Source organism: Alsobacter soli, assembly GCF_003004785.1.
Lineage (GTDB): Bacteria > Pseudomonadota > Alphaproteobacteria > Rhizobiales > Beijerinckiaceae > Alsobacter > Alsobacter soli.
Map to the genome: position 1 here is coordinate 23,344 of NZ_PVZS01000032.1, position 12,941 is coordinate 36,284.

Genomic DNA, 12,941 nt, shown 5'->3' on the forward strand with positions numbered 1-12,941 from the left:
GGTCAGCCCTTTCCGGCTCCGACGAAGAGGCGATCGAGCCCGAAAACCCGGTCCAGCACGAGGAGCATCACGGCGGTGAGCGCGATGAGGCAGGCCGAGACCGAGGCGATCAGCGGGTCGATGTTGTCCTGGATGTAGAGGAACATGCGCACGGGCAGGGTGACCGTGGCGGGCGAGGCGACGAACACCGTCATGGTGACTTCGTCGAAGGAGTTGATGAAGGCGAGCATCCAGCCCGAGACGACGCCGGGCAGGATCAGCGGCACCGTCACGCGCCGGAACACGGTGGCGGCGCCCGCGCCGAGCGAGGTCGCGGCGTGCTCGATACGGGTGTCGATCCCGTAGGATGAGGCCAGGATCAGCCGCAGGGCGAAGGGGATGATCACGATGACATGGCTGAGCACCAGGCCCGTGAAGGTCCCGGCGAGGCGGATCTGGGTGAAGAACCGCAGGAAGGCGATGCCGAGCACTACCGGAGGCACCATCAGGGGCGACATGAACAGGGTGGTGAGCGCCTCGCGGCCGGGGAAGCGGTAGCGCGCGATGGCCAGCGCTGATGGAATGGCCAGCGCCACCGCGATGGTGGACGAGAGTGCGCCCAGCCAGATGCTCACCCAGAAGGCGCTGATGAACTCGGGATATTCGAGGATCTGGCGGAACCAGCGCAGGCTGAAGCCGTGCGTCGGCATCGACAGGTAACCTTCCGGCGTGAAGGCGACCAGGCACACGATCCCCAGCGGGGCGAGCATGAAGGTCACGAACAGGACGTGAAAGGCGATTGCCAGGGGACCGTTGCGGCTCATTCGAACACCTGTGCGTAGCGGCGTTCGATCAGCCGGTTCGAGCCTACGATGATGGCGACGAGGGCCACCAGGAGCAGCGTGGCCACGGCGGCGCCGAGAGGCCAGTTCAGCGTGTTGAGGAATTCGTCATAGGCCAGCGTCGCCGCGACCTTGAGGCGGCGACCGCCGATGATCGCCGGCGACGCGAAGGCGCTGGCCGCCAAGGCGAAGACCACAACGGAGCCCGACAGCATGCCGGGGATGATCTGCGGCAGCACCACGCGTCGCCATGCCGTCCAGGGCGAGGCGCCCAGCGAGCCGGCGGCGTTCTCCACCTGCGGATCGAGGCGCTGCAGGGCGGCCCAGACCGCCAGCACCATGAAGGGGACGAGCACGTGGGTGAGCGTCACCACGACGCCCGTCTCCGTAAACATGAAGGGCAGGGGCGAGGAGATCAGGCCGATCTTCATCAGACCCTGGTTGACCACGCCAGTGGAGCCGAACAGCAGCGCCCACCCCAGGGTGCGGGCGACCACGGACACCAGCAGAGGGCCCAGGATGGCGAGCAGCGACACGCTGCGCCAGACGGGACTCATGCGGTTGAGGATGTAGGCCTCGGGCACGCCGACCACGATGCTGGCCAGGGTGACCAGCACCGCGATGCGGAAGGTGCGCATGTAGACGGTGTAGAAATAGTCGTCCGCAACCATCTCACGCCAATTCTTGAGCGTGAGCTCCGGGACGATGCCCTTGTACTGCCCCCAGTCGTAGAACGAGAGGAGCACCGTCATGGCGAGCGGGATCAGCACCAGCCCGAGGAAGACCAGGGCGGTGGGTCCGGCCAGCAGATAGGGGGTGGGCTTCAGGCGTTCCTTCACGCCGCGCCTCCCGCGGGCAGGAGAGCGGCATCCTCGGCCGAGAAGCGGAGCGTGACGGCCTCGCCTTCGGAAGGAACGACTGCGCCGTCGTTGGGGCGGACGAGCGTGACGGGCCCGGCTTCGCTCTCCACCTGGAGCAGCCAGTGCAGGCCCTGGAACACGCGCATGGTGACCTTGCCGGCGACGCCCGGCTCGCCATGGGCGAAGCCGATGCGCTCAGGGCGCACCGCGACGGAGGTCGGTCCCTGAATGGCCGCTGCGGGCGCGGGCAGGCGCAGGCCGCCAACCGCGATCACAGAGCCTTGCGGGCCAGCCTGCACCGTCCCGGCCAGCATGTTCGTCTTGCCGAGAAAGTTGGCCACGAAGGCGGTGGCCGGCCTGGAATAGGCCTCGTCCGGCCGCGCGATCTGTTCTACCCGGCCCTTGTTCATGAGCACGATGCGATCCGACAGCGCCATGGCCTCGGCCTGGTCGTGGGTGACCAGGATCGTGGTGGTCCCGATGCTGCGCTGGATCGAGCGCAGTTCGATCTGCATCTCCTCGCGGAGCTTCGCGTCGAGGTTCGACAGCGGCTCGTCCAGAAGAAGGATGGCCGGCTTGATGACGAGCGCGCGGGCGAGGGCCACGCGTTGCTGCTGGCCGCCGGACATGCGCTTGGGATAGCGCTCGGCGTAGCCCGCGAGTCCAACGAGAGCGAGCGCTTCGGTCACGCGCTTGTCGCGCTCGGCGCGGGGGACGTCGCGCATCTCGAGGCCGAAGGCCACGTTCTCCGCCGCGGTCATGTGCGGAAACAGCGCGTAGCTCTGGAAGACGATGCCGAGGCCGCGGCGGTTTGGCTTCACCGCGCTGAGATCCTTGCCGTCGAGCACCACCCGGCCCCCCGTGGGCTCCACGAAACCGGCGATCATCTGCAGCGTGGTGGTCTTGCCGCAGCCGGAGGGGCCCAGGAGGGAGATGAACTCGCCCTTCTCGACCGNCAGGAGGGAGATGAACTCGCCCTTCTCGACCGCGAGGTCGAGCGCATCCACGGCGACGTGGTCGCCATAGCGCTTGGTCAGGCTTTCGAGTGCGATGTAGGCCATGGGGGTCCGGTGCTTTCGCCCCATTCGCGGGGATCGTGTTCGACGCCCCTCGTCCTGAGGAGCCCTGCGCCGCAGGGCGTCACGCAGGACGAGGGGGTTCAGGCGGCGCGGGCGGGTCTCCGGGGAGCTGTTTGCCCGCGCTTCTCGTTTCAGCCCCTTACCGCTCGATCTCGCGGTTCCAGCGCTTGGTCCACTCCTCGCGCTTGGCGTTGACGGCGTCCCAGTCGACCGCCTTCAGCGTCTTGGCCTGCTCGCCATAGGGCAGGCCCTTCTGCTCCTCGGGCGAGAGCTTGACGGTCGTGTTGGCCGGGCCCGTGCCTGCGCCCTTGGCGAGCGCCACCTGGATCTCGGGCGAGAGCAGGTGCTGCACGAAGGCGTTGGCCTCCTTCTCGTTCTTGGAGCCGGCCACGGGGCAGGCGGCGGTGCCAAGCGCGTAGCCGCCTTCCTTCGGGTAGATGAACTCGACGGGGAAGCCGGTGTCCGCGAGGGCCTTGACGCGGCCCGAGCCCCAGACGGCGAAGATCGCCTGGCCGTTCTGGAACAGCTCGGTCATCTTGGCCGGGGAGGGCTCATAAGCGATGACGTTGGGGTTGATGTCCTTCTTGAAGGCCTCGAACCCGGGCTCGATGTTCTTCTCGCCGCCGCCCGCGAGCTGCGCCTCGGCGATGAGGGCGTGCAGGCCATAGGTGTTGTTGATCGGCGGGATGACGATCTTCTGCTTGTACTTGGGGTCCTTGAGGTCGGCCCACGAGGTCGGCAGCGGCCACTTGTTGTCCTCGAAGGCCTTCTTGTTGACCATGAAGCCGGTGGCGACCATGCCGATGCCGACCGCCTTGTTGGACGGGAACTTCATCACCGGCGCCACGTCCTTGTAGACGTCGCCGGCGGCGAGCTCGCCGCAGAAGCCCAGGGCTACGGCCTGGTAGGCGGGGCCGTCGTCGACAATGATGACGTCGATCTGCTGGTTGCCCTTCTGCGCCTGCAGCTTGGCGAGGGTATCAGTGGAGTTGCCGGCCACATACTCGACCTTCATGCCCGTCTTGGCCTCGAAGGGCGGGATGATCTCCTTGCGGACGACCTGCTCGTAGGAGCCGCCGTAGCCGGCCACGTAGAGCGTCTTGCCCTGCGCGAGCGCCTGGCCGGAGGCCAGCGCAGTCGAGGCCAGCAGCAGCCCCGCAAACATGTTCTTCATGAGTCCCTCCCTCACATAATTGAAGTCTTCGCCAGCTTGGACGGGGCGCGCGGGGCCGGTCAAATCGAATGATTGCGGCAGTCCATCAGGGAATGTTATGGACTGCATGATGCTCAATCCCCGGCAAATTGAGGCTTTTCGGGCCGTCATCGTGATGGGCGGCGTCACAGCGGCCGCGCAGGCGCTCAACGTCACGCAACCGGCGGTGACGCGGCTTGTGCACGACCTGCAACGCAGCCTGGGCCTGCCGCTGTTCGTGCGCCGCGGATCGCGCCTCGTTCCAACCGAGGAGGCCATGGCGCTTTACCGGGAAGTGGAGCGCCAGTTCGTGGGGCTCGACCGGATCGCGCGGGCCGCCCGGGACCTGCGTGAAGGTCGCGCCGGCACGCTGCGCGTGGCCGCCCTGCCGGCCTTCAACGTCGGCTTCATGCCGCGGGCCGTCGGCGAGTTCATGGCGGAGCGTCCTGAACTGGACGTCTCGCTCTATGGCAGCATCTCGTCACAGGTGACCGACTGGATCGCATCGGGCTTCTGCGAAATCGGCTTCGTCCAGATGCCGATCGAGTCCGCCCACCTCGTGATCGAGCCGCTCGTCTCGGCGCCGGCTGTCGCCGTGCTGCCTGCGGGCCACCCGCTGGGGGCCAAACCTGCGCTCATGCCGGAGGACTTCGCGGGCGAGCAGTTCGTGTCCCTGGAGAACAGCACGCAGCTGCGCTACCGGATCGACGCCGTGTTCTCGCAGGCGCGGGTGTCCCGGCGCACGCGCGCGGAGACGCCGTTGTCGATGATCGCCTGCGCCATGGTGGCGGCCGGGGCGGGCCTGAGCATCGTGGACCCTTTCACGGCCGCCGAATATGACGGCCGGGGGGTCGTGATCCGGCCGTTCCGGCCCCAGATCCAACTCGAGGTCGCCGCGATCTGGTCTTCCCAGCGGTCGCGCTCGGGCATCGCGCAGCAATTCATGGCCTTCATTGAGCGCAGGCTCGAACCGTTCCGGAGGGCCGCGGCCTAGGCTGGCGCGGACTGACCGAATCGTAACTCGTGCCTGCGGGGCGGATGGATCTATAATCCCGGCATGCTGAAACGCCTCTTTCCCGTCCTCGCGCTGCTTCTCGTGCAGGCTGAGACCGCCCATGCGGACTGGCGCTATTGCCTGGCCGTCAACGAGGCGGACCACACGGCGGCGATGACGCAGGCGTTCCAGAGCAGCCAGGCCATGGACGACATCGAGAAGGCGTTCGAGGCTTGGCTCCGCAGCCAGAAAGTCGCCCATAGCCGCGTGCTTTGCCCGCGGGCGGCGGACCAGGCCGCGATCGAGCGGGACCGGGCGCACGCGGCGACGTACAACGCCAAGGTGGGCAACCACGTGAATGCGCTGACCTGGAATACGGGCGCGCCCTCCTCATTCTGATCGCGCTGTCCGGCCCGATCTCTCCGGTCTCCCTCAACTGACGCAAGTCATTGCGACCGACGGCCCCGCGCACTTGACTACGGGCAGGCGCCTTCGGGCCGTCCGTCCCCGGCGCCGCAATGGCGTCGCTGCCTTGGGATGACCAGCCAACTGAGATGACAGGGACGGCTTTGATGTCCGTCGTTTGACGCGAAACGGGAGGTTTGAAGATGCGAAAGCTTCTGGCCGCCACTGCGATTGCGTTGATTACCACGACCGCCATGACCTCCACGGAGGCAAGCGCCCAATGGCGCCACGGCTACTACGGAGGAGCGTGGCGCGGCGGCTGGGGCCGCGGCTACTACGGAGGCTGGGGACGCGGCTATGGCTGGGGCGGCGGCTGGTGGGGCCCGGCGGTCGTCGGCGGCGTGGCCGGACTGGCGCTGGGCGGTCTGCTCGGCGCGGCGACCGCGCCGGCCTGGGGCTACGGATATCCCGTCTATGACGGCTATTACGGCGGCTACTACGGCCCGACCACGGTGGTCTACGCGCCGCGGCGCGTCGTGTACGTGGAGGGTCCCCCGGTCTATCGCCGGGTTTACGCGGTGCACCGGCACCGGCGTCACTGCCGCTGCTATTGAGGTTCAGTAGGGGCGGCGATCCGCCAGGGGCTCGTCCGGCCATGGCGGCCGCGGCTCCAGGTCCGCGCGGAGGCGAAACGCCGACGGCGTTTCGCCGAACGCCTTGCGGAACTCGCGGCTGAAATGCGCGCTGTCGGCGAAGCCCGCCATTGCGGCGATCTCGGCCGTGGTGCGGCTCGACTGGGCGAGGTGCCACCGTCCGAAGGCCAGGCGCAGGCGGCGGTAGATCGCCGCGGGCGAGTGACCCAGCTCAGCCACGAATAATCGCGCGAGCTGGCGCTCGCTCACGCCGGCGCGGCCCGCGAGATCGGCGACCGAGAGCGGCTCGCCCAGGTTCTGCTCCATTGCGGCGACAGCCCGGCGCACGCGCGCCGAGGCGGCGGGCGGGATGAAGCTCGGCAGCGGCTGGGTCGAACTCTCCGCCCGCGGGCTCTCGAACATGAGCACGCCGAGGCTCTTGCGCGCCACGGACGAGCCGAGGTGGCGCTCCACGAGGGCGGCGGCCATCTCGGCCGCGCCTGCGCCTCCCGAGCAGGTGATGCGATCTCCGTCGATCAGGAAGAGGCGATCCGACACCGGCTCGATGTCGTCGAACTCCGCCACGAGGTCGGCGTGGTGATACCAGCTCACGCAGCAGCGCCGTCCGTCCAGCAGCCCGGCCCGAGCCAGGATGAACGAACCGGTGCAGACGCCGATCAGCGGAATGCCGAGCCCTGCGGCTCGGCGCAGGTACTCCTCCGCGCGTGCATCGACCTGGGGGCCATGGTGCAGCAGGCCTCCTACGATGGCGACGTAGTCGAACTGTGTGGGGTCGACCAGGTCCTCGTCGGGCAGGATCTCGATTCCGCAGCTCGCCCGGACGGGCCTCCCGCCGGGGCTCATGACCGTCCAGCGGCAGCGGATCGGGCGGGAGCGGTCGCCCTCATCCGCGGCGAGGCGCAGGGTGTCCACAAACAGGGAAAAGGCCGTCAGGGTGAAGTGGTTGGCCAAGACGAAGCCGACCCGCAGCCGCTCCTGCGGCCCGCGCGGCGCGGCGACCGCCCCACGGCGCCTCGGAGCGCTCTGGCCTGACGTACTCATGGATCCGGCTTAGCAAAAGCGGGGGTCGCCGCCAACGGCGACAGGCGGCCAGCCGAGCCGCTTGAGGCGCTTCGCCTCATGGTGGAGAAGTGGATTCCCGATGTCCCGTGAGCCTCCTCCATGCTGTTCGACACCGCCGCCGCCGTCCTCGACTGGATGGGCGTGATCGTGTTCGCCGTGACCGGCGGGCTGGTCGCCTCCCGCAAGCAGATGGACATCGTGGGTTTCGCCCTGCTCGGGACGGCGACGGGCATCGGAGGCGGATCGCTGCGCGACGTGCTGCTGGGGCAGCCGGTGTTCTGGGTGCACGAGCCCGCCTACCTGGTGACCTGCCTGGTTGTCTCCGCGCTCACCTTCTTCGCGGCCCACCTGCCGCAATCGCGCTACGTCGTCTTGCTTTGGCTCGACGCGCTCGGGCTCGCGCTGTTCTGCGTCACGGGCGCCGAGCGCGCGCTGCTCGCGGGAACGGGACCCACCGTCGCGGTCGCCATGGGGGTGATCACGGCCACGTTCGGCGGCGTCATCCGGGACGTGCTTGGCGACGAGATCCCGGTGGTGCTCACCCGCGAGATCTACGTAACGGCGGCCTTGTGCGGGGCGGCCGTGTTCGTGACCCTGTCGCAGGTGGGTCTCGGCCGGGAGGCCGCCATCGCGGCGGGGCTTGGGGCGGGGCTCGCCGTGCGCGGGGCCGCGCTCCACTGGGGATGGTCGCTGCCGCGCTACCATCCGCGCCCAGGCCGCACACGCGAGGAGATCGAGCGCCTGCGCTGAACCCCTCAAGCCGCGACGCCCCCCCCCGAAAGGACTACGTCCTGCCGGGCGCCAAAATTCGGCTCCAAAGAGCAGTTTGGCTTGCATCGCGCAGCCCGCGCTTCGGCCGGGCAATTCCAGAAGGAGAGAGCTTCATGCGGCCCGAGGACTGGTCGATCTGGCGTTCGGCTTCCGATCACTTCAGCCGGCTCCAACTCGCCGGAGCGCGGACACCGGACAGCGCGGCGCCAAGGCGTAGGCGAATCCTGCCGCAGATCGAGACCGGGCCGCTGGTCGCGGGCGTTATCGTCCTGGGCGTGCCTCTGTTTGTCTGGCTGGCGCTGATCTTCGGATCCGATGGCGTTCAGCTTGGGGGCGTGTCCTTCGCCTTCCTGGTGTTCGGACTTTTCCTGGCGGGGTTCATTTACGAGGTGCGTCGGCTCAGCCAATTGCCGTAGGCGCGCCGATACTCGGTCCCAAATCGAACGCTCTGCCGCTTGCCGCGTTGCCCCTGCAGGTTTGGCAAGAGCGGCCGGAATGAACGACAAGTCTGAAGCGAAGGAAATCCAGGCGAAACAAGGGTCTTCCTTCGCCAGCGAGGTGACCGAGCCGGAGCGGGCGTCCGCCCGCGAGTTCTGGTCCATGGCCTCGGGCTTCTGGCGTGGCGACTCCAAGGGCAAAGCCTGGCTGTTGACGGGGGCCATCGGGGCCCTGGTCGCGATCAACATCGCCGTCCAGTACGGCATCAACCTCTGGAACAAGTACTTCTTCGACGCGCTGGACGCGCGCGACGGATCCCGGGTCACCTGGGCCATCACCCTGTTCGCCGTGCTGGCGGTGCTCGCCGTGCTCGCCATGGTCGGGCAGGTGTTCGCCCGGCTGACCCTGCAGGCCCGCTGGCGCCGCTGGCTCACGGCCGATCTGGCGCGGCAGTGGCTCGAAGGGCGGCGCTTCTACCAGATGAGCATCGCGGCCCCGGAGGTGGACAGCCCCGAGTTCCGGATGACCGACGACGTGAAGGTCGCGACGGAGCCGATCGTCGACTTCGCCATCGGGTTGTCGAACGCAGTGCTGATGGCGGCGGTCTTCGTGGGCGTCCTGTGGACGGCCGGCGGCTCCATCGAGGTGTTTGGCCACACGATCCCAGGCTATTTCGTTGTGTGCGCCGCGGCCTACGGCTTGCTCACGTCAGGCCTCATGGTGCTCCTCGGACGCCCGCTGATCCGCTTCACCGAGCGCAAGAACGCGGCTGAGGCGCAGATCCGCTTCGAACTCGTCAGGGTGCGCGAGAATGCGGAGAGCATCGCGCTGATCGGCGGCGAGGAGGACGAGGAGCGTGGCCTCGGCCGCACGCTGGACGAGGTGCTGGCGCGCTGGCGCAAGGTCGTTTCGCAGCAGGCGCTGATGACCTTCATCATCCACGGCAACACCATTCTGGCGCCGGTGGTGCCCCTGCTGCTTGGCGCCCCCAAGTATCTGGCCGGCCAGATGTCGCTGGGCCAGCTGATGCAGATCGCGGCGGCTTTCGTCCAGGTGCAGCTGGCGTTCAACTGGCTCGTGGAAAACTACATCCGTCTGGCGGAGTGGAATGCCTCCGCCAGCCGCGTGGTGGCCCTGTGGCGCACGCTGCGCGCCATCGAGAAGGCGTCCGCGACGGAGGACCGCATCGCCATCGGCGAGAGCGAGGACGGCAACCTCCATATCCGCGATCTCTCCGTGGCCCAGCACAATGGGCGGGTGGTGATCAATGAGGCGGACGCGATGTTCGCGCCCGGCGAGAAGATTCTGATCAAGGGCGAGTCAGGGACCGGCAAGTCGACGCTGATCCGCGCCATCGCAGGCCTGTGGCCCTGGGGTTCCGGGGACGTGCTGTTGCCACGCGGATCGCGGGTGATGTTCGTTCCACAGAAGCCCTATGTGCCCAACGGGACGCTGCGGCAGGCGCTCCTGTATCCCGAGGGCGCCGGCGACGTCTCCGACCAGGCGCTTAAGGATGCGCTGCATCGTTGCGGCCTGCGGCACATCGCAGGACGGCTGGACGAAGAGGAGCGCTGGGACAAACTGCTGTCGGGCGGCGAGCAGCAGCGGCTCGCCTTCGCGCGCCTCCTTGTGCACCGGCCGGAGGTCATCATCCTGGACGAGGCGACATCGGCCCTGGACGAGGCGAGCCAGGATTCCATGATGTCGCTGTTCCACAGCGAGCTGGCGGACGCCATGCTGCTGAGCGTCGGACACCGTCCCAGCCTGGCGGAGTTCCACGACCGCACGGTGGAGCTCACCCGAAAGCCCAGCGGGGCGGAAATGAACGACCCGAATGCGCCGCCGCGTGCGAAGCGGCAGCGGTTCCTGGGTCGGCTTCTGCGGCGCGGGCTGCGGCCTCGGCCATCGCCCGACGCGGCCGCGGAGGTCGAGCACGTCCAGGAGAGCCAAACCTAGGTCCCCGTCCGTCGCGGCAGACGCGCGAGGGCAGGGGCATCCCTCGTCGCGCGCCTGTTGCCTGTCGCGGATTGAATTCGGATGGTAGCGGCGCCTGAGTCCTCGGGCGTTTCGTTCCTGCCTGTCCGGCCGCCGGTCGCCGCGGAGTTCCCCCTTATGAGCCAACATCACGATCTGCCGTTTCGCCCAGACACGATGGTCTGGGGAACCTTCGACGCGGCGATCCCGCCCGCGATCGAGATCGACTCGGGCGATACGGTGAGCATGCATGCGCTGCCGGCCTGCATATCGAGCCGCTTGCCCAAGGATCCGTCCTACGACGTGCCGGGCCTGCTGCTGGAGGCGATGAAGACTCTGCCGCAGGGCCCGTCTTCGCATTTCGTGTCCGGCCCCGTCGCGGTCCGGGGCGCGCAGCCCGGCGACGTGCTGCAGGTCGACATCCTGGAGGTGGAGCCCTGGATGGACTGGGGCTACATGACCATCCAGCCGCTCAAGGGCACGCTGCCGGACGACTTTCCCGAGGCGTCGCTGATCCATCCTCGCATCGACCGCGAGGCGGGCATGATCCGCATGCTGCCGGGCCTCGACGTGCCACTCGACCCGTTCTTCGGCGTGATGGGCGTGGCCCCGCCGCCCGCCTGGGGGGCGCAGCCGACGATGGTCCCACAGGTGTTCGGCGGCAACCTGGACAACAAGGAGCTACGGGCGGGCGCGACGTTGTTCCTGCCCGTGCTGGCGCCCGGCGCGCTGTTCTCTGCGGGTGACGGGCATGGCGCGCAAGGCGACGGCGAGGTCTGCCTGACCGGCCTCGAAACCGGGCTGCGGGGCCGATTCCGGCTCACCGTTCGCAGGGAACTCGGATGGGCCTGGCCTTTCGCCGAGACCGGCGAGCACCTGATCAGCATGGGCATGAACGAGGACCTGGACGATGCGGCGCGCCAGGCCGTACGGGAGATGATCGCCCACATCGTCCGGCGGACGACGCTCTCCCGCGAGCAGGCCTACATGCTCTGCTCGCTGGCGGGCGACCTTCATGTGACGCAGACGGTGGACGGAAACAAAGGCGTCCACATGATGCTGCGCAAGGCGCTGCTGGCTGGCGTCCAGCGGGCCTGATACAGCAGCCCCAATCCGTGAGGCGCACTTGCGGTCCGACCCGCGCGTTCGGCGATTGAGCCGGTCGAACCGTGTCCGCGCAGCGGCGTTGGGGCATGACTTCAGGTCGAGAGGCGAAGATGGCGTTTGTTGGCGTGCTGGTGGACGAGAAGGGCAAAGACACGGTGGGCACGGCGCTGACCACGACGCCTGACGCGCGGGGAAACGAGTACTCCCGCGCCGTGGACGACCTGAAGACGCGCAAGCTGCTGGACGATCCCAGCTCGGCCAAGATGTTCGCCGACCACTTCGCCGAGATCACGATCGGCAAGATCCTCGACCAGGACGAAGCCGCAGCCGGGCACGCGGCGGACGCCCTGGTCGCCGTCATGGGCCATGACTTCCTGCTCGTGCGGGCGAGCAAGCTTCGGGACGACCTCGAGATCGTCGACATCAAGCGGCTGGAGGCGGACAACCTCGAACAGGCCGAGGAGATCTGGTCCAGCACGCTGGAGCAGCTTCTGACCGAGAAGAAGGGGCACTGAAGCGCCGGCGCGCCGTCAAACGGCGGCAGGCGGCTCGCCCCTGAACGCCCGGTCCGCCTCTTTGAGCAGCGCTTCGCGCCGGTCGAGGTACCGGGGCGAGTGGTGGAACACGGTGAAGCGGCGGGCGCCGGCGCGCCGCGCCAGTTCGCCGGCCTGCCGGGCCGTCAAGTGCAGCCGCTCGGCGGCGACGCCTTCGTCCTCCTCCAGAAAGGCGGCCTCTATGAAGAGGTGGTCGGCATTGCGGGCGAGGTCCAGAATGGAGGCCACGTTCGCGGGCGTGAAGCGCGCATCTGTCACGTAGGCGATCCGCTGGCCGGGCGCGACCTGCAGCGCCTTGTCCCTGACGCGCCCGAGGCGCACGCGCCGACCGGGACCCGCTTCGATCTCCATGTCGTCGGAAGCGCCGCTCCGGACGGCTCGCTTGGCCGCGTTGAGCCAGGGCCCCACGGAGAGGCGCAACTCGTCCAGCCCAGCCGTCCAGACATTCACGCGTAAAGTCTCCTGCAGCGCGAATGCGAGGCACGGCGTCCCGTGGTCGAGCGCCACACACTCGATCCGGAATTCGGGGTCTTGCAGCAGCAGGCCGGCCGGAAGGCCCTCGGGGGCGTCATGCGGGCGCGGCGCGAACTTCTCCTGCGATCGAAAAAGCACCGATTTTCGGATCTGGCCCTCGACGAACTCGGACGCCAGGATCTCGAAGTTCGGGGAGCTCTCGTCGAGCAGGTTCCAGGTGTACGCGTCGATCTTGGCGGTCACGCCCCGGATGAACCCGTCGGGGCCTGCGAGGCAAAGCCTTCCCGGCCGATACAGGCGCGCATGCAGCAGCCGGTCGAAGCCGGCGAAATGATCCATGTGCCGGTGCGATACGAAGGCGTGCGTCACGCGGCCCAACTCGCGGGAGGTGAGGGGGGCCACGTCGCCCAGGTCGAACAGGATCGCGCGCCGGCCAAAACGGAAATCGACGAACAAAGCCGGATCCGAGAAGGGGTCGTTCACGAGGCGAGGCTGGACGAGAGAAGACATGCGCTCGGAACTCCTGAGGCTCTGATCAGAGATGTGAACGCGTCAAC

The 12,941-nt window shown here is 68.2% G+C and carries 14 protein-coding genes; 8 read left to right on the plus strand and 6 right to left on the minus strand.

From position 1 onward, the window contains the following. Positions 1 to 2: 2 nt before the first annotated feature. The 4 genes from SLNSH_RS20755 to SLNSH_RS20770 all read right to left on the minus strand — a co-directional run bounded on the left by SLNSH_RS20755 (position 3) and on the right by SLNSH_RS20770 (position 3,934). Entirely contained in the window at positions 3 to 803 is an 801-nt protein-coding gene (locus SLNSH_RS20755; protein ID WP_106339554.1) for an ABC transporter permease, read from the minus strand. Then, positions 800 to 1,660 (minus strand): ABC transporter permease, encoded by an 861-nt coding sequence (locus SLNSH_RS20760; protein ID WP_245422434.1) that lies wholly within the window; start codon positions 1,658 to 1,660, stop codon positions 800 to 802. The genes SLNSH_RS20755 and SLNSH_RS20760 overlap by 4 nt, the downstream gene beginning before the upstream one ends. Beyond that, the gene (locus tag SLNSH_RS20765) at positions 1,657 to 2,742 is read right to left on the minus strand and encodes an ABC transporter ATP-binding protein (RefSeq protein ID WP_106339556.1); all 1,086 of its coding nucleotides are present in this window, start codon (positions 2,740 to 2,742) and stop codon (positions 1,657 to 1,659) included. The genes SLNSH_RS20760 and SLNSH_RS20765 overlap by 4 nt, the downstream gene beginning before the upstream one ends. 157 nt (positions 2,743 to 2,899) lie before the next feature. After that, on the minus strand, positions 2,900 to 3,934 hold the full coding sequence (locus SLNSH_RS20770) for an ABC transporter substrate-binding protein (protein ID WP_106339558.1): 1,035 nt from the start codon (positions 3,932 to 3,934) through the stop codon (positions 2,900 to 2,902). A gap of 106 nt (positions 3,935 to 4,040) precedes the next feature. On the opposite strand from SLNSH_RS20770, the gene SLNSH_RS20775 reads away from it, so the two are divergent. The 3 genes from SLNSH_RS20775 to SLNSH_RS20785 all read left to right on the plus strand — a co-directional run bounded on the left by SLNSH_RS20775 (position 4,041) and on the right by SLNSH_RS20785 (position 5,965). Continuing rightward, positions 4,041 to 4,946: a LysR substrate-binding domain-containing protein gene (locus SLNSH_RS20775; RefSeq protein ID WP_210202552.1), complete on the plus strand. Its 906-nt coding sequence runs from the start codon at positions 4,041 to 4,043 to the stop codon at positions 4,944 to 4,946. Between the two features lie 63 nt (positions 4,947 to 5,009). Then, positions 5,010 to 5,345, plus strand: a complete 336-nt coding sequence (locus tag SLNSH_RS20780; protein ID WP_106339560.1) for a hypothetical protein — start codon at positions 5,010 to 5,012, stop codon at positions 5,343 to 5,345. Positions 5,346 to 5,554: 209 nt separating this feature from the next. Then, on the plus strand, positions 5,555 to 5,965 hold the full coding sequence (locus SLNSH_RS20785; protein WP_146140340.1) for a hypothetical protein: 411 nt from the start codon (positions 5,555 to 5,557) through the stop codon (positions 5,963 to 5,965). A 3-nt stretch (positions 5,966 to 5,968) separates the two neighbouring features. Here the strand turns inward: SLNSH_RS20785 and SLNSH_RS20790 are convergent, their stop codons facing one another. Next, on the minus strand, positions 5,969 to 7,045 hold the full coding sequence (locus SLNSH_RS20790; protein WP_106339564.1) for a GlxA family transcriptional regulator: 1,077 nt from the start codon (positions 7,043 to 7,045) through the stop codon (positions 5,969 to 5,971). A 123-nt stretch (positions 7,046 to 7,168) separates the two neighbouring features. Between SLNSH_RS20790 and SLNSH_RS20795 the strand changes: the two genes are divergently transcribed. From SLNSH_RS20795 to SLNSH_RS20810, 5 genes are all read left to right on the plus strand, one after another. Next, positions 7,169 to 7,816 (plus strand): trimeric intracellular cation channel family protein, encoded by a 648-nt coding sequence (locus SLNSH_RS20795; RefSeq protein ID WP_106339628.1) that lies wholly within the window; start codon positions 7,169 to 7,171, stop codon positions 7,814 to 7,816. 134 nt (positions 7,817 to 7,950) lie between these two features. After that, on the plus strand, positions 7,951 to 8,253 hold the full coding sequence (locus SLNSH_RS24700; RefSeq protein ID WP_146140341.1) for a hypothetical protein: 303 nt from the start codon (positions 7,951 to 7,953) through the stop codon (positions 8,251 to 8,253). A 79-nt stretch (positions 8,254 to 8,332) separates the two neighbouring features. Further along, positions 8,333 to 10,231 (plus strand): ABC transporter ATP-binding protein/permease, encoded by a 1,899-nt coding sequence (locus SLNSH_RS20800; RefSeq protein ID WP_158266844.1) that lies wholly within the window; start codon positions 8,333 to 8,335, stop codon positions 10,229 to 10,231. Between the two features lie 156 nt (positions 10,232 to 10,387). Next, positions 10,388 to 11,347 carry an acetamidase/formamidase family protein gene (locus SLNSH_RS20805; RefSeq protein WP_106339568.1) on the plus strand — a complete coding sequence of 320 codons (960 nt, stop codon included), beginning with the start codon at positions 10,388 to 10,390 and terminating at the stop codon, positions 11,345 to 11,347. Positions 11,348 to 11,466: 119 nt separating this feature from the next. Next, positions 11,467 to 11,871, plus strand: a complete 405-nt coding sequence (locus tag SLNSH_RS20810) for a hypothetical protein (RefSeq protein WP_106339570.1) — start codon at positions 11,467 to 11,469, stop codon at positions 11,869 to 11,871. A 15-nt stretch (positions 11,872 to 11,886) separates the two neighbouring features. On the opposite strand, the gene SLNSH_RS20815 is transcribed toward SLNSH_RS20810, so the two are convergent. Further along, complete coding sequence (locus SLNSH_RS20815; protein ID WP_106339572.1) at positions 11,887 to 12,894, minus strand: ribonuclease Z; 1,008 nt, start codon at positions 12,892 to 12,894, stop codon at positions 11,887 to 11,889. Positions 12,895 to 12,941 lie beyond the last annotated feature (47 nt).

What these genes read in the sequence shown, in the direction of transcription:
- SLNSH_RS20755 (WP_106339554.1), bottom strand. Translation starts at nt 803, where the DNA reads ATGAGCCGCAACGGTCCCCTGGCAATCGCCTTTCACGTCCTGTTCGTG.
- SLNSH_RS20770 (WP_106339558.1), bottom strand. Translation starts at nt 3,934, where the DNA reads ATGAAGAACATGTTTGCGGGGCTGCTGCTGGCCTCGACTGCGCTGGCC.
- SLNSH_RS20775 (WP_210202552.1), top strand. Translation starts at nt 4,041, where the DNA reads ATGATGCTCAATCCCCGGCAAATTGAGGCTTTTCGGGCCGTCATCGTG.
- SLNSH_RS20780 (WP_106339560.1), top strand. Translation starts at nt 5,010, where the DNA reads ATGCTGAAACGCCTCTTTCCCGTCCTCGCGCTGCTTCTCGTGCAGGCT.
- SLNSH_RS20785 (WP_146140340.1), top strand. Translation starts at nt 5,555, where the DNA reads ATGCGAAAGCTTCTGGCCGCCACTGCGATTGCGTTGATTACCACGACC.
- SLNSH_RS20790 (WP_106339564.1), bottom strand. Translation starts at nt 7,045, where the DNA reads ATGAGTACGTCAGGCCAGAGCGCTCCGAGGCGCCGTGGGGCGGTCGCC.
- SLNSH_RS24700 (WP_146140341.1), top strand. Translation starts at nt 7,951, where the DNA reads ATGCGGCCCGAGGACTGGTCGATCTGGCGTTCGGCTTCCGATCACTTC.
- SLNSH_RS20800 (WP_158266844.1), top strand. Translation starts at nt 8,333, where the DNA reads ATGAACGACAAGTCTGAAGCGAAGGAAATCCAGGCGAAACAAGGGTCT.
- SLNSH_RS20805 (WP_106339568.1), top strand. Translation starts at nt 10,388, where the DNA reads ATGAGCCAACATCACGATCTGCCGTTTCGCCCAGACACGATGGTCTGG.
- SLNSH_RS20810 (WP_106339570.1), top strand. Translation starts at nt 11,467, where the DNA reads ATGGCGTTTGTTGGCGTGCTGGTGGACGAGAAGGGCAAAGACACGGTG.
- SLNSH_RS20815 (WP_106339572.1), bottom strand. Translation starts at nt 12,894, where the DNA reads ATGTCTTCTCTCGTCCAGCCTCGCCTCGTGAACGACCCCTTCTCGGAT.